This is a genomic window from Capnocytophaga sp. H4358, assembly GCF_002302515.1.
In the GTDB taxonomy this organism is placed as follows: Bacteria; Bacteroidota; Bacteroidia; order Flavobacteriales; family Flavobacteriaceae; genus Capnocytophaga; species Capnocytophaga canis.
In genome coordinates this window covers 300,219-316,196 of sequence record NZ_CP022380.1, presented here as the reverse complement: position 1 = coordinate 316,196, position 15,978 = coordinate 300,219, and the positions used below count along the sequence as shown (strand labels likewise).

Here is a 15,978-nt window from a genome sequence, read left to right as displayed (position 1 = left end):
ATAAAACCTTGAACCTGAAACTTTAAAACCTCAAACGTAAAATTGTAAATATGGAACAAAAAACATACACCATCACCATATATTCGGAAAATCAGCTTGGGCTACTCAACAGAGTGACGGGGATTTTCCTAAGAAGACATATTGATATGGAAAGCATCAATGTGTCGGCATCGGAAATTGACAATGTATTTCGGATGATTATTGTGACTCATACCACTCAAAAATGGGTAGAACATTTGGTTCAACAGATTGAAAAACAGATAGAAATCATCAAAGTATTTTATCATACCGATGAAGAAATCATTTCCCTTGAAAATTCACTTTTCAAAATGCCAACGGCTTCCCTTTTTGATGAAGAAACTCCCATTCAAGCTATAATTCAGCGATATAACGCTAATATTGTTGCTGTTTATAAACATTTTTATGTAATTTCAAAAACAGGCTCACGAGAGTCCATCGCAGCACTTTATCAGGAGCTGAAACCTTACGGAATTATGCAATTTTCAGGCTCGGCACGAATTGCTATTTCAAAATCGGAAATGAAAGTATCGCCCTTGCTCAACAAATATGAGGTAGATAACCAAAAATAGTAGAGTATGATGTAAGAAAACAGTTTTTTCAAGTTGAGTAAAATCAAATCTTTAATTCCAAGAACTTTGATTTTATTCGGTTTGACACCAAAAGTTATCATCATATTTTTAAGAACACAATCCATATAAATCTTTAAATTAAATCGGAAAAAACAATGAAAAATTATTTTAATACCTTAAATTTCAGAGAAAAATTAGCACAATTAGGCGTTTGCGAATTATTACAGAGAAGCGATTTCAGTCAAGGAGTTGAAGCCTTAAAAGGAAAAAAAATTGTTATCGTGGGAGCAGGAGCCCAAGGGCTTAATCAAGGGTTGAATATGCGTGATTCGGGTTTGAATGTTTCCTACGCTTTGCGTGAATGTGCCATCGCTGAAAAACGCCCTTCGTACACCAATACCATCGCTAACGGCTTTCAAGTAGGCACTTTTGAAGAGCTTGTTCCTACGGCAGACTTGGTGTGTAACTTAACCCCCGACAAGCAACATACTTCGGTGATTAACAAGATTATGCCTTTGATGAAGCAAGGAGCGACTTTATCCTACTCACACGGATTCAACATCGTGGAGGAGGGTATCGAAATCCGTAAAGATATTACCGTGATTATGGTAGCTCCAAAATCGCCAGGTTCGGAAGTGCGTGAGGAATACAAACGTGGATTTGGTGTACCGACTTTGATTGCCGTTCACCCCGAAAACGATCCTGAGAATAAAGGTTTTGAATGGGCAAAAGCCTACGCAGCAGCTTTGGGAAGCGACACTGCCGGAGTACTACGTTCGTCATTTGTAGCAGAAGTAAAATCGGATTTGATGGGCGAACAAACCATTCTGTGCGGACTTTTACAAACAGGTTCGATATTGGCTTTCAATAAGATGAAACGCGAAGGAGTTGCCCCTGAATACGCTGCCAAACTCATTCAATACGGTTGGGAATCCATTACCGAAGCCTTAAAACACGGCGGAATTACTAATATGATGAATCGCCTATCGAATCCTGCCAAAATAAGAGCATTTGCCATTTCCGAAGATTTGAAAAAGATGATGCGTCCGCTCTTTGAAAAACATATGGACAATATTTTAAGCGGACATTTTTCAAAAACGATGATGGAAGATTGGGTAAACGACGATAAAAACTTGCTTACGTGGCGTTCCGCTACGGCTGAAACCGATTTTGAGAAAACTCCTACCACTACCGAAGCTATTGAAGAGCAAATCTATTTTGACTACGGAACATTATTGGTAGCGATAGTGAAATCAGGGGTGGAGTTGGCTTTTGAAGTGATGACCGAATCAGGCATAAAAGCCGAATCAGCATATTATGAATCACTACACGAATTGCCGCTGATTGCCAACACTATAGCTCGTAAAAAATTATACGAAATGAATAAAACTATTTCCGACACCGCCGAATACGGCTGCTATCTGTTTGACCACGAATGCCGACCGCTCATTGCTACCTACATCGATGGACTAGAAAGCAATGTAATCGGACGTCATTTCACTGCCTCAAACCAAATCGACAATATTGATTTAATTCAAGTGAACAAATCCATAGCCTCACACCCCATTGAAGTAATTGGAGCACATTTAAGGGCTTATATGACTGATATGAAGCGAATAAAATAGTTTAAATTTAATCATTTATTTTCATATTTATACTTTTGTCTTGAAACATAACAATAAAAAAATAGTACGTTACACCAAAAATTCAGAACTATAAATACGTCAATCATAAGAACAATTATACCGAGAAAAAGATAAATGTTTCATCAGAGAAAAACAAAATAACCTAGGAAAATTAAGGAAATATATGGAAGTAACAACATACATACCACAAGTTCAAGAAGTACAAAAAGCAATGCTACGGATAAAATCTGTGATAAATACCACACCGCTTTCAAAAAGTGTGCGATTAAGCAATTTATTCGGAGCTGAAATTTATTTTAAAAGAGAAGATTTACAGCAGGTTCGTTCCTATAAAATACGAGGAGCGTACAACAAAATCAGCTCCCTTTCCGAGCAAGACAAACAACAAGGAATCGTCTGTGCGAGTGCCGGAAATCACGCACAAGGTGTGGCACTTTCTTGCCAAATATTAAATATCAAAGGTGATATTTATATGCCTGTAACTACTCCACAACAAAAAATTGAACAAGTACAAATGTTTGGAGGAGAGAATGTTACCATAGTTTTGGAAGGCGACACTTTTGATGATTCCAACAATGCCGCAATAAAATTTGCAACAGAAAACGCAAAAACGTTCGTCCCTCCTTTTGACGATGAAAAAGTCATTGAAGGACAAGCCACTATTGGGCTAGAAATTCTCGACCAAGCTAACGAACCGATTGATTATGTGTTTGTTCCTATAGGTGGTGGTGGACTTTCAGCAGGGCTTTCTTCCGTATTTAAAACGCTTTCTCCACAAACGAAAATCATTGGAGTTGAACCCTTAGGTGCCCCCTCAATGAAAGAAGCGTTGAAAGCAGGAAAACCTGTGGAACTCACTGAAATCGACAAGTTTGTAGATGGTGCTTCGGTAAAGAAAGTGGGCAGTTTAAATTTTGAAATCTGTAATCGATTTTTAGATGATGTTGTACTTGTACCCGAGGGGAAAGTATGTCAAACCATCTTGGATTTGTACAACCGCGATGCTATTGTGGTGGAACCTGCTGGGGCGTTATCAATTTCCGCTCTGGATTTCTATAAAGAAAAAATTAAGGGTAAAAAAGTGGTTTGTGTTATCAGCGGAAGCAATAATGACATCACTCGAACGGCAGAAATTAAGGAACGCGCCTTGCTTTATGCCAATTTAAAGCATTATTTCATCGTTCGATTTCCGCAACGTGCCGGTGCATTGAAAGAATTTGTGGTTGAAATCCTCGGAAAAACAGATGATATTACCTATTTTGAATACTCCAAAAAGCACAATCGCGAAAACGGACCTGCCGTAGTAGGCATCGAACTCAAAAATGAAGCTGACCTCCAACCACTTATCGACCGGATGAAACAGCGCAACTTCTATGGGGATTACCTAAACAACAAACCCGATTTATTTCAGTTTTTAGTGTGATATAGTTTAATAAGTATATTTAGCGTTGTTAAACTTAAAATCCCCGAATTTTGATTTTTGTAGCAAAATTCGGGGATTTTATAAATAACCTTTTGAAGTTAATAACAAAAGGATTTTTGATTTCAAATTTTATAGTTCTTTAAATACTGCATGCATTAAACGTCTCTTGTCGTTGATAACTTCCTCCAAGGAAATCATGCTCTCAGTACGAGCTACACCTTCAATTTCATCAATCATATAGATAACTTCTTTGGTGTGTTTTGGATCTCTGGTGCGAATCTTACAAAAAAGGTTGTATTTTCCGGTGGTTACGTGAGCTACGGTTACATAAGGTATTTTTTCCAATCGTTCCAAGACGAATTGTGTTTGATGATTTTTTTCCAGATAAATACCGATGTAGGAGACAAACGTATACCCAAGTCTATCATAATCAACAGTTAAAGTAGAGCCTTTAATGAGTCCTGTTTCCTCCATTTTACGTACACGTACGTGAACTGTTCCTGCGGAGATATCTAACTTTTTAGCGATATCAGTGAAAGGAGTTCGCGTATTTTCAATTAACATATCTAAAATTTGGTGGTCTATTTCATCTAACTTAAATCTGCCCATTTGTATTATAAATTAATTTCATCCGCAAAATAAATATTTTTTTTCATATTCTCAAAATATATAGCAATTTTTTTTCATATAAAATTTATTTATGCAATTTTAAAACCAAAATCACGTAAATTCAATTCTTTTTCTATATCTTTTTTAGAAACGGGTTTTGTGAAGAAATCGGATAATTTTCGTTCTTGATGTCCGTAATGATTTGATAAATCTTCAATCATAGCAATGTAAGGTTCGAAATGAATTTCGTTGTTTTTCAGAGTTTCCTTAAATAAAATTCCAATATGGTTATTATCTCCGTAAAAATCATCACGTATTAAAATATCAAAGAAAAGTTTATCATTTTCAGGAATTGTGAAATATGGTTTATAATATTTTCCGGTAACTTCATTTTGGTTGATATATGCCAAGGCTTCGAGTATGGATAGTGAGATGTATTTTCGAGTTTGTTCTCGTGCATAATCATTTTGGTAATGTCCTGATTCAAAGAGTATTGTAGGGGTTCCTAAGGAAGTATACATATCTCCTGTGCAATTGAGATTAAAGCTATCGTCAAAGCGTCCTACTTGGTTTGGAATTTTTGTTTGTAACATAGCATTCATTACCCCGATAATCTCCATTGCTTTTTTGCGAGTATGGTTTATTTCACGAGCTCCGTTGTAAGAAGGTGCTAAGAATGAGACCGTTGCGGGATTTTGAGTTTTCCCTGCACTGAAAATAGTACGTTGATCGTGTAAATTGAAACAAAAATCGGGCTGTACCAATTTATATGCTTTTCTAAGGCACTGGCTTTCGGGTTGAGACAAATCGTAAGCATCCCGATTCAAATCAATTTCATTGGCATTCATCCGATTGTAAACTTCAGCTCCATCGGGATTTAATATCGGGATAAAAAACATGCTGATATTTTCTAATTCTGAAGGGTTTTGTGTCATATAGTTCAACACATCAAACAAAGCCTTAGTCGTAGTGGATTCATTGCCATGCATTTGCGACCATATCAAAATTTTCGTTCTTCCGTTTCCTTTTTGATATAATGAAATAGAATTTCCTTGCACTGATTTTCCTAACAATATTTTGTTTTCAAAGGTATGTTTTTCTAATAAAGGCTCAATCATTAATGAAGTGATGTAACGTCCAAAAAGTTTCGGTTCTTTGTAGTTTGTATATTCCATTTGTAGATTGTTTACAAAAGTTAATTCTCCTATTTTCTCGATTGTATTTAATTTATAACCAAGCCATAGCCCTATGACAAATGTCTGAATGCCTCCAAAAATGAATGTTCCTATTATTAAGAGTAAAATAGCAGTTAATACATCGTTAGTGTCCAATGTTCTATCCAAAACTGAGACTATTACTAAGCATAACCACCCCGCAAGTAGCATTGTTAGCAATAGCAAAAACTGAAAAACGATTCCGAAAAGGATACGTATGGAATCGTATCTCTCCCATGGAAACTTTTCTCCTAATTGATATCCAACCCAATACGTAGTTACAATCGCTATGAATATAGGGAGAATCAATTGATTGTCTAATGATCGTATTCCAAAAGCAAACAAGGTCAAAAAAGCGAAATAAAACTCCAGAAATATGGCTATGAAAATATATTTAGTAGCGGGTTTTAATGACATGAGTTTAATCTTTTACTTTGGAAACAAACTTTTTCGTCCAATAGTTTTTGTGATAATATCTTTTTCAATATTCCATCCTCGAGCAGGACTATATTCTCTTCCGTATAGAATGATTTGTATGTGCAATTTATTCCATTTTTCTTCAGGGAATAAGCGTTTTGCATCTTTTTCCGTCTGTGTGACATTTTTTCCGTTCGAAAGTCCCCATCGATACATAAGTCTATGAATATGTGTATCCACAGGGAATGCAGGGACTCCGAAGGCTTGAGACATGACCACACTGGCGGTTTTATGCCCCACTGCGGGTAAGGCTTCCAGATCTTCAAAATTCTGAGGGACTTCACCATTATGTTTATCAATCAGAATATGTGAAAGTTCATAAATTCCTTTTGATTTTGCAGGAGATAATCCCACAGGTTTGATAATTTCACGTATTTCTTCTACCGAAAGTTTTATCATATCATACGGATTATCAGCTTTTTGGAAGAGTAGGGGAGTGATTGTATTCACACGAGCATCTGTGCTTTGAGCCGAAAGCAACACAGCAATTAGTAGCGTATAAGGATCTTTATGGTCAAGAGGAATCGAAACCTTCGGATATATTTCCTCCAATGTGTCGATAACAAAAGCCACTTTTTCAGTTTTTTTCATTTTGAATATTATTTTTGCAAATATACAGAACTAATTGAAAATTTTAGCTTTATGGGTGAAAAGTATAACAACTTTGTTGAACTATTTATGGTAATTTTAAACTTTTTAAACTCAAAAATTCAATAAATTTTGTATCTTTGGCGGAAAACAAGATTTTGAATATATGAAAAATAGCTATTTATTGTTTTTGGTATTGTTGTGCTTTTATTCGTGTGATAACAAACCTATTTCTCAAGAGCAAAATATTAATTACCAACATCTTACTGATTTTGTAAATCCATTCATTGGGACAGATGGCCCAGGAAATACTTATCCTGGAGCTACTGTACCTTTTGGGATGGTGCAACTTAGTCCCGATATAGGAATTCCAGGTTGGGATAGAATTGCAGGGTATTTCTATCAAGATAGTATTATTACAGGATTTTCTCATACGCACCTTTCTGGAACAGGAGCGGGTGACTTGTATGATATCTTAGTGATGCCTACGAATAGTCGCTTCGACGAGCGTATTGCTGAAAATTCCTACAAACCTTTTTCTAAATTTAGCCATCAACAAGAATATGCCACAGCAGGATATTATACCGTTGATTTACAAAGTTTTGGAATCAAAGCAGAACTTACTTCTACAGAAAGAGTAGGCATCCACCGGTATACTTTTCCAAAAGATAAAAATACTAAAATTACCATAGATTTAGGTTTTGCAATGAATTGGGATGCCCCTACCGATACACATATTAATGTAGTAAATGATTCAATAATAGAGGGTTATAGAAAATCTACTGGTTGGGCAAAAGACCAACGTATTTATTTCGTAATGCAGTTTTCTAAGCCTTTTTCAAAGTATATCCTTTTTAATGATGAAAAAGAGGTTGAAAATCCAACAAAAGGGAAAAATACGCGTATAGAGTTGCATTATTCAACTGAAAAAGATGAACAAATTGTGATTAAAACAGCTCTTTCTACAGCCGATATTACAGGAGCCTATGCCTCGATGAATACCGAGGCATTCCATTTCGATTTTGATCAATACCGTTCTGAAGCTCAACAGAAGTGGGAAAAACAGTTGAGAAAAATACAAATAGAAACTGATGATATTAATAAGAAAACAATTTTTTACACGATGATGTATCAGTCCATGCTAGCTCCTACGCTAATTAGTGACCCCAACGGAAACTATAAAGGGGCAGATGGTAATGTACAGAAAGCGAATAATTATAAACGATACGATACTTTTTCACTTTGGGATACATTTCGTGCGACACATCCTCTCTTTACAATGATTCATACTGAAAGAATGAATGATTTCATACAATCATTACTGGCTCATTATCAGGAAACAGGTAGACTACCCGTATGGTCGATGCAAGGAAATGAAACTAATATGATGATAGGATATCACGCCGTACCAGTGCTCGTTGATGCTTACTTCAAAGGATTTCCAATGGATAAAGAATTGCTTTATAAAGCTTGTTATGAAAGTGCGATGGTTGATGAGCGTCAGATTGATTTATACAAAAAATATGGTTACGTTCCTATCGATGGTCATCATGAAAATTGGTCAGTTTCAAAAACAGTGGAGTATGCTTACGATGATTGGTGTATTGCTATGTTAGCAAAAGATTTAGGTAAAGATTATGAATTATTTGCTAAAAGAGCAAAAAGTTGGAAAAATCACTACGATCCAAAATCAACTTTTCTTCGACCTAAAGACCAAAAAGGAAAATTTGTAAGCGATTTTATACCCAAAGAATACACACCATATTTTTGTGAAAGTAATGCTTGGCATTATTTCTGGTTTGTGCCTCAAAATATTCCGGAGCTAATCAAAAGTGTAGGTAGCGAAGAGCGTTTTGAACAGAAGTTGGATTCGATGTTTTCGTATTACCCACTCCCTGAGGACAAATTACCAATTTTTAGTACCGGAATGATAGGACAATACGCTCACGGCAACGAGCCGAGCCACCATGTAGGGTATTTGTATAATTATGTTAAAAAACCATCCAAAACACAGGAAATTATCCGTCAAATACTCAAAACACAATACAAAAACGAACCTGCGGGGCATTGTGGTAATGAAGATTGTGGACAGATGTCTGCTTGGTTTGTATTCAGTTCCTTAGGGTTTTATCCCGTGAATCCTGCTCAAGGAGTATATCTTTTTGGTACCCCTTATTTTCAAGAATCAAAAATACAAGTAGCTGAAAATAAATATTTTGAGATAAAAGCAACTAATTTTTCAGAAGAAAATAAATATATCAAAGCCATTTATTTGAATGGAAAACCTTATAAAAAACTGTACATCAGTCATAAAGATATTATGGCAGGTGGTGAACTTATGTTTGAAATGAGTAATATACCCAATGATGTTGGACTTGGTAGTTATGAATTGCCTGAGGTTAATAAAGTGTATTAATTTTCAAAACGTTACCTAAACGTATGATAAGAAAAACGAAATTTTGTAAATTTTGTTTGGAGTCCATACTCTACAATGTTTAGGTTGTACGAAGAAGGAGGCAATAAACTTTACAGCAACAGGAAGTTTGAAAATCCTTTTTATATAACACAATTAAATCCTAAAAATTAGGAGAGAATATGTTATCTTTTTTCTTTCTCTGTATCAAAAATTACTTTTTTCTGCTTAAAATATCCAAAAAAGAAAAATCCAACAGTTTGGATAAAACTGTTGGATTTTTTTCGTTCTTAATTTAATTTTTAGAAAAAATGAAGATTTTACAAATGATCTTTATTTAGTCTTCTTCCAATGAATCCTCAGGGATTTCCAATCCGTCAGTGTTCAAATCATCATCACTTGAAGCATCAAAATCATCATCTTCATCAAAGTTTTCCATTGAATCAGCTAAACGTGTGCTTACTTTTACCAAATAGATGGTGTCTTCAGTACGCACTTCTAATGCTTCTACAGTTTCGTTCTTTGCATTCTTAAAACGAATCACATCATCATCCCCATATCCGTCAGGATATTTTTCTACTAACATTGATAGAATTTCACTTGTAAGTTTCTTATAATCAACTATTACTCGTTTCATATTGATATTTTTCTTTTCCGAGGGCTAATGTACTTTAAATTTTAGAATTACAAAACAGAAAATCATTTTTTTTCTTGACAATTTAAATATTTTAACCTTATTTTGGAAGTGTAGTAATCTGTTTATTTTTTAGAAAACAATCGGACTACTTCTCCAATCCAAAGTACCAAACTTGTTGATAGTATGATTATTATCCAGTCTACTAATTTTAAAGGTGTCACGTTAAACATAACACCCCCAAAAGTCGTTATTAATACTTGTCCCAAAATGATGATTACAGCAATAAATAAAAAACCTTTATTATTAGCTAAGTTATTAAACGCACTTTTGCCTGTATGATGTGCTTTGGCGTTGAACATGTTCCAGAATTGCAACATCACAAAGATGGAAAAGAACAACGATAATTCATATGCTGAAAGTCCACTTTCCACTTGGTTAAAATTAAAGAAATTTACAAAGTAATCTTTTACAGAAAATTCCGTAAGAGTGTAAATATCAGTATGTTTAAAGTATTGAACAAAGCCAAAAAGTAATAAAACAAACAGAATTCCCACTCCGAATATGATTTTAGCCATCGCAGGAGTGATTATGTTTGATTTACGCTCTCTCGGCTTTTCTTTCATGACGCTACTGCTTGGAGGTAAAGAAGCTAAAGCCAAGGCAGCAAAGGTATCCATAATCAAATTAACCCAAAGCATCTGTGTCACTGTCAAAGGAGATTCTGTTCCTAAAAATGCTCCAATTAATACAATTAAACAAGCTACTACATTGATTGTCAATTGGAAAAGAATAAATCGTTGAATATTCAGATAGAGAGAACGTCCCCACATAACGGCTTTTCCAATACTAGTAAATGAGTTGTCTAGAATAGTAATATCGCTGGCTTCCTTAGCAACTGAAGTTCCATCACCCATTGAAAGACCTACTTGAGCAGCCTTAAGTGCAGGGGCATCGTTTGTACCATCTCCAGTAACGGCAACCACTTCGTTTCTTTGTTGTAATAGGTTTACCAATCGAGCTTTATCAAGGGGTCTGGCTCGTGAAATCACACGTATATCAGGTAATTTTTTACTTAATTCATCGTCAGAAAGGGTAGCAAAATCAGTTCCTGAAATATGGTTTTGATCATTGCAAGTTTCGTCCCATAAACCTATTTGACGAGCAATTTCCTTGGCAGTTCCTGGTGTGTCACCTGTAACGATTTTCACCTGAATTCCAGCTCCCATACATTCTTCAATGGCAGCAGGAACATCTTCACGAACAGGATCACTAATAGCAGTTATGCCAATGAAATTCAATCCCTTAACTGTTAATTTTCCATTTTCCGAAATGATTGAATTTTCGTTGTCAATTACTTTATAGGCAAAACCTATTGTTCGCATTGCCTGTGATTGATACTGCTCTAATTTGCTTTCAAAATCGGCACGATGAATCTCTGAAAGGAATTCATTATTAGAGTCATAACAGAAATCCATTACTATTTCAGGAGCTCCTTTGACGTACAAAATTATTTTATTTAGAACTGGTGATTTTACCAAAGTTGCCATATATTTCCTTTCCGTAGAGAATGTCAATTGATTGACAATCGGAGTATTCTCACGAATGGGAAGGTAGTTTGTACCTTGTCCATCCAACCATAGTAATAAAGCTCCTTCGGTTGGATTTCCTAACACTTGTGGTTTTTCCTTGTCTGAAAAGTCTAAATAAGCTGTGGAATTGACCGCCATTGACTCGGATATAAGTTGCTTTCCTTCTAGTTCAGATGAAAATTTATTAAAGAAAATATCATAAATTTTCATCTGATTTTGAGTCAGCGTTCCCGTTTTGTCGGTACAAATCACAGTGGTTGCTCCCATTGTTTCACAAGCGTGCATCTTTCTAACCAAGTTATTGGTTTTCATCATACTACGCATACTGTATGCCAAACTAAGGGTAACACTCATAGGCAGCCCTTCGGGAACGGCTACCACTATGATGGTAATAGCAATCATTAGGGTATTTAAAGCATATCCCCAGAAATGAATCCATTCGATTTGTGAATTAGCAGAATTCGAGAAAAATACTACAAATCTGCCAATAATCACAAGTAAAGCAATGCCATAACTCAATTTAGTAATAATCCCTGCTAATTTGTTAAGCTGTTCATTAAGAGGCGTTTTTATTGAGTTATCAATTTGTACACCTTCAAATACTTTTCCATATTCGGTGCGGTCTCCTACTTGTGAAACTTTAAAAATTCCATGTCCGTCAACTACCGATGTACCTCGGCAAACGTAGTTAGATGGGTAGGTAGCCTCCGACTCAAATTCCTCAGGATTTGTTGTTTTATAAACCATCGGTTCTCCTGTCAATGATGATTCATTGATTTGTAATGAAATAGCTTCTAATAGTTCGCCATCTGCAGGCACCTCTTCACCTGTTTCTAAAATGATAATATCTCCAACAACGATGTCATTCTTCAGCACTTGCGTAACTTTTTCATTACGAATAACTTTGTATAAAATCTCATCATTTACTTGGTTTAATATTTTAAATTGTCTATTAGCCTTTACCTCAAAATAGAAAGCTACACCTGTGGCCAAAAATACGGCAAAAAGTATCCCAATAGGTTCTAAAAAAACGTGTCCTCCTTTGTCATGGGCTATAAACTCATAACAAGATACCCCGAAAGAAGCTACCAAAGCGACTAATAAAATCATAATGATTGGGTCGGAAAACTTTTCTAAGAATTGTTTCCATAAAGGTTCTGTTTCTACTGATGTGAGAGTGTTGTTTCCAAATTTCTGACGACTCTCAAGTACCTGAGCATCGGAAAGCCCTTGATAGTGATTTTTTTGTGTCATTTCTGTATTAAATTGAGTGCAAAGATAGATTTTATATGTTAAAAAAATAGTTAATTGTATGGTGAAATTAAGAAATAAAAAAGAGGTACCCTTTTTGGGGTAACCTCTTAGCAAAAAGGTATGGAATTTTTTATAATTTATTTTTTCCTATTTTATGTCCCGCCATACCGTAATACAATATGAACAAGAAACAAGGTAAGCAAATCCAATAAGCATTTTGCATTCCGTAGCTATCTTTTAACCATCCGAAAACGTATGGAATTACAGCTCCCCCTGCAATTGCCATAGTTAAAAGAGAAGCTCCTGTTTTGGTAAAATTTCCTAATCCATCCATTGCCAAAGGCCAAATAGCAGGCCACATAAGTGAGCATCCAATTGCTATTAAAATAATTAATGAAACGGTAAGGTTCAGTTGTAATCCAAAAAAACTAAAGAAAATATCAGTTGGAGTTATACATACTAAAATGGAACCAATGATAGCTATTAAAGAACAAATTTTTAAAGCCGTAGATTGTGAAATATATTTAGGAATTAAAATTACTCCCGAAATGTACCCAATAACCATTCCTATAGGAGAAATCCATGCATATATTTCAGCATTTTCAATACTTAATGATTTTGCGAAATCAATCAGGGAAGATAATGCTACTGTTTCAACTCCTACATAAAAAAACAAGGCTAAAACTCCCAATAATAGGTAAGGAAAATCGAAGACAGAATTTTTACCGTTATCGCGAATTTGCGTAGTATCAACGGTTTCTTCTTCTCCTTGTGCTTTTACTTCAGGAAGAGGAGCAAAGAAACTTAATATCCCTAAAAATAAAAATACAGCTATCAAAATATAAAAAGGAGTATTCAGGTCTGCGATAGCTATTTTATCAACTTCTTTTCCTATAATCCAAACTAAGAATAAAGCAGGAATAGGCCACGCTAATTTATTACAAATCCCCATTATACTGATACGTTTTGCTGCACTTTCAATAGGGCCTAAAATGGTAGTGTATGGATTTACAGAGGCTTGTAAAAAGGCATTTGCTGTACCGCTTACGAAAGAGGCTATTAAAAAGAGCATAAAACTTTCAATTTTAGCCGATGGAATAAAAAGTACGAAAGCTAAAGCAAAAAGGAAGAAAGAAAAAGCCATCGTTTTTTTATAACCGATTTTTTTTATCAGTATTGAAGCTGGATACCCAAAAATCAAAAACGGAATAAAGGTAGCCGCAACAATTAAGTATCCCTGTCCTTCAGGAGTGATTTTTTTCAAAACAGGAATTAGGATTCCATTAATCCCCAAAGCGAATCCAATGGAGAAAAACATAAGCCCGATGAACGCTAACGGGACTAAGAAACTTTTTGTAGAACTGTTTGTCTGCATACTATTTTAAATTGGTTAATATTAAATGATATTTTATAAATTCAGACGCCTAAATTACAAAAAAACTTACAAACCAAAAACTTATTTCTTGATAAAAATATACTCCTAATAAAAAGCAATTTTAAATATATTGATTTATAATGAATTAATGTTTTTATTTCAATTTCTGATGCAAAATCCTATCCATAAAGTCTTGCATAAAAGCTCTTAAATCAGTAATACCTTTGTGAGTAGTTTCCTCTGGAAGAATTTCTTTTAGATTTTCTTTTAAATTTTGGTCATTTTTTGCGTAAATTCCTACTATTTCACCTTTTATATCAGCTACATATATATAATCTCCTTGTATTAGTTGATAAAAATTTCGATTGGTAACATAGGCTCTGTGAGGTTCTTCTTTAGCAAATAGACTACGACCCCAAGATCGGAAAGGTTTTTGATAACCGGCCAAATCTACGAGGGTAGGAAATATATCAATTTGCTGAGCTAATTCGTCCGAAGTTCCCGTTTGTATTAATTCCTTACTGGGACTATAAAAAATTATTGGTACATTGAAATACGAAATTTTTTGTTTGTAATAATCATAATAAGCTGTAGAAGGGTGATCTGCAACAAATACAAATATTGTGTTTTCAAACCAATCTGATTTTTTTGCGGATTCGAAAAACTTCCGTATGGAATAATCGGAATAAGCCACTGCATTTTGCATCGGCACATCTCCTTTGTTGAAAACACCTTTGTATTTTTCTGGAATTGTATAAGGTTCGTGTGATGAGAGCGTAAATACTGTTGCCAAAAAAGGAGTTTTCATTTTATCAATTTCTTTTTTAGTATATTGTAAAAAAGGCTCATCGTGTATCCCCCAACTACCATTGTGCTGACTTTCATCGTTAAATTCAGTCCTTCCAAAATAATGCTCAAATCCTATTTGTTTCGTAAATCCGCTAAATCCCATAGAGCCATTGGTAGCTCCGTGAAAGAAAGCCGTTTTATAGTTCATTTCCCTGTAGATATTTGCAATGGAGGCTATTTCTTGTTGGGAATGTGGTGAATACGCAAGTGGTGTCTCAAATGTTGGGATTCCTGCTGTAACTGCTGAAATTCCTTCCATAGAGCGACTGGCGTTTGCATATACATTAGTAAAATAAAGTCCGTTTTGAGCTAACGAGTCCAAGAAAGGCGTATAGGATTTAAACTCAGGAATTGCTTTATCTTTATTGAATGTTTCAAAATATTCATTTCCCATTCCTTCTAAAATAAACAGGACGATATTCGGCTTTTTAGTTACTTTTCGATTATATTTTTTTATAGGACGAATATTTTCAGCAATATAATCCTCCGTAGCAAAATTATAAGTTCGAAAGCTATCGCTTTTTCCTAAAGTTCGGATAATACCAAAAGGAGTGTTGAGAATCAGATTGACTTGTGAGAGGTCATTGGCAAATTTATTAGCATCGGTAATGGTAAGCGGAATAGTTCCTTTTTTGAAAGGCATACCTCGTATTCCTAACAAAAATAAAGGCGTGATAGCAAACATAAAGACTGTAGAACCAATAAAATAGCTCCATTTGTTTGAGTAAGTTTGAGGATTTATTTTATTTTTTTTGTAAAGATATATCCAAGTGAATACGCAAACTAAAAAAATAACAAAAACTGACCAATGCCTTACCAAGAATCCAAACAGAAGAGACCATTTATTATCTTCGCTAGCCGCCAACGACCATGCACTGAGCGTAAGTCGTGAGCGATTATATTCGAAAAATACAATATCTATGAAATTTAATAAGAAAGGAGGGATATTTGTCAAAAAATAGACCCAAAAAACAATTTTCTGATATTTTTTTGAAGTATTGACCCATAAAGGAAACAAACTCAATACTAAAAAGAGTAAGTTTATATAAATAATGGCAGCAGAATCGAATAGTAGCCCATAGAATGCTAATCGAAAAAATTCTGATACATTATCAACAGAAATGAGGTCTTTATTGAATAAATAAAAGCACACTCGAGCAATAAAATAAAATAAATACACCAAAAAAAGGCGATAAAACAAGATTTTATATTCTCTTAAACGGATGTTTTTCATGACAATATCTCTTTATGGGTGTCAATATCACTGAAAACAGTTAGCTCTCAAGCGATTTATGTTTTAAATTACCTATTTTA

General features: G+C 34.7%; 11 protein-coding genes. 4 read left to right on the top strand and 7 right to left on the bottom strand.

All coding sequences use genetic code 11. The annotated features are described in order from the left end of the window. Positions 1-50: 50 nt before the first annotated feature. From ilvN to ilvA, 3 genes are all read left to right on the top strand, one after another. Positions 51-590 (top strand): acetolactate synthase small subunit, encoded by a 540-nt coding sequence (gene ilvN, locus CGC49_RS01340; RefSeq protein ID WP_013996713.1) that lies wholly within the window; start codon positions 51-53, stop codon positions 588-590. 155 nt (positions 591-745) lie between these two features. Next, on the top strand, positions 746-2,215 hold the full coding sequence (ilvC, locus tag CGC49_RS01335; protein ID WP_095911682.1) for a ketol-acid reductoisomerase: 1,470 nt from the start codon (positions 746-748) through the stop codon (positions 2,213-2,215). A gap of 184 nt (positions 2,216-2,399) precedes the next feature. Beyond that, the gene (ilvA, locus tag CGC49_RS01330; RefSeq protein WP_013996708.1) at positions 2,400-3,659 is read left to right on the top strand and encodes a threonine ammonia-lyase IlvA; all 1,260 of its coding nucleotides are present in this window, start codon (positions 2,400-2,402) and stop codon (positions 3,657-3,659) included. A gap of 129 nt (positions 3,660-3,788) precedes the next feature. Here ilvA and CGC49_RS01325 read toward each other — a convergent pair whose 3' ends face one another. From CGC49_RS01325 to nth, 3 genes are all read right to left on the bottom strand, one after another. After that, positions 3,789-4,268 (bottom strand): Lrp/AsnC family transcriptional regulator, encoded by a 480-nt coding sequence (locus tag CGC49_RS01325; protein ID WP_042008552.1) that lies wholly within the window; start codon positions 4,266-4,268, stop codon positions 3,789-3,791. A gap of 89 nt (positions 4,269-4,357) precedes the next feature. Beyond that, positions 4,358-5,443: a DUF2817 domain-containing protein gene (locus tag CGC49_RS01320; RefSeq protein ID WP_232745212.1), complete on the bottom strand. Its 1,086-nt coding sequence runs from the start codon at positions 5,441-5,443 to the stop codon at positions 4,358-4,360. 468 nt (positions 5,444-5,911) lie between these two features. Next, the gene (gene nth / locus CGC49_RS01315; RefSeq protein ID WP_042343882.1) at positions 5,912-6,550 is read right to left on the bottom strand and encodes an endonuclease III; all 639 of its coding nucleotides are present in this window, start codon (positions 6,548-6,550) and stop codon (positions 5,912-5,914) included. A gap of 163 nt (positions 6,551-6,713) precedes the next feature. Here nth and CGC49_RS01310 point away from each other — a divergent pair, with 163 nt between their 5' ends. Continuing rightward, positions 6,714-8,963: a GH92 family glycosyl hydrolase gene (locus CGC49_RS01310; protein ID WP_095893209.1), complete on the top strand. Its 2,250-nt coding sequence runs from the start codon at positions 6,714-6,716 to the stop codon at positions 8,961-8,963. 334 nt (positions 8,964-9,297) lie between these two features. Here the strand turns inward: CGC49_RS01310 and CGC49_RS01305 are convergent, their stop codons facing one another. The 4 genes from CGC49_RS01305 to CGC49_RS01290 all read right to left on the bottom strand — a co-directional run bounded on the left by CGC49_RS01305 (position 9,298) and on the right by CGC49_RS01290 (position 15,898). Next, positions 9,298-9,597 (bottom strand): hypothetical protein, encoded by a 300-nt coding sequence (locus tag CGC49_RS01305; protein ID WP_042008555.1) that lies wholly within the window; start codon positions 9,595-9,597, stop codon positions 9,298-9,300. Positions 9,598-9,719: 122 nt separating this feature from the next. Then, entirely contained in the window at positions 9,720-12,440 is a 2,721-nt protein-coding gene (locus tag CGC49_RS01300; protein WP_095911681.1) for a calcium-translocating P-type ATPase, PMCA-type, read from the bottom strand. A gap of 130 nt (positions 12,441-12,570) precedes the next feature. Continuing rightward, complete coding sequence (locus tag CGC49_RS01295; protein WP_197063219.1) at positions 12,571-13,815, bottom strand: MFS transporter; 1,245 nt, start codon at positions 13,813-13,815, stop codon at positions 12,571-12,573. A 154-nt stretch (positions 13,816-13,969) separates the two neighbouring features. Next, the gene (locus CGC49_RS01290) at positions 13,970-15,898 is read right to left on the bottom strand and encodes an LTA synthase family protein (RefSeq protein ID WP_095911680.1); all 1,929 of its coding nucleotides are present in this window, start codon (positions 15,896-15,898) and stop codon (positions 13,970-13,972) included. Positions 15,899-15,978: the final 80 nt, after the last annotated feature.

Coding starts and splice junctions, on each gene's coding strand:
- ilvN (WP_013996713.1), top strand. CDS start 51: ATGGAACAAAAAACATACACCATCACCATATATTCGGAAAATCAGCTT.
- ilvC (WP_095911682.1), top strand. CDS start 746: ATGAAAAATTATTTTAATACCTTAAATTTCAGAGAAAAATTAGCACAA.
- ilvA (WP_013996708.1), top strand. CDS start 2,400: ATGGAAGTAACAACATACATACCACAAGTTCAAGAAGTACAAAAAGCA.
- CGC49_RS01325 (WP_042008552.1), bottom strand. CDS start 4,268: ATGGGCAGATTTAAGTTAGATGAAATAGACCACCAAATTTTAGATATG.
- CGC49_RS01320 (WP_232745212.1), bottom strand. CDS start 5,443: ATGGAATATACAAACTACAAAGAACCGAAACTTTTTGGACGTTACATC.
- nth (WP_042343882.1), bottom strand. CDS start 6,550: ATGAAAAAAACTGAAAAAGTGGCTTTTGTTATCGACACATTGGAGGAA.
- CGC49_RS01310 (WP_095893209.1), top strand. CDS start 6,714: ATGAAAAATAGCTATTTATTGTTTTTGGTATTGTTGTGCTTTTATTCG.
- CGC49_RS01305 (WP_042008555.1), bottom strand. CDS start 9,597: ATGAAACGAGTAATAGTTGATTATAAGAAACTTACAAGTGAAATTCTA.
- CGC49_RS01300 (WP_095911681.1), bottom strand. CDS start 12,440: ATGACACAAAAAAATCACTATCAAGGGCTTTCCGATGCTCAGGTACTT.
- CGC49_RS01295 (WP_197063219.1), bottom strand. CDS start 13,815: ATGCAGACAAACAGTTCTACAAAAAGTTTCTTAGTCCCGTTAGCGTTC.
- CGC49_RS01290 (WP_095911680.1), bottom strand. CDS start 15,898: ATGAAAAACATCCGTTTAAGAGAATATAAAATCTTGTTTTATCGCCTT.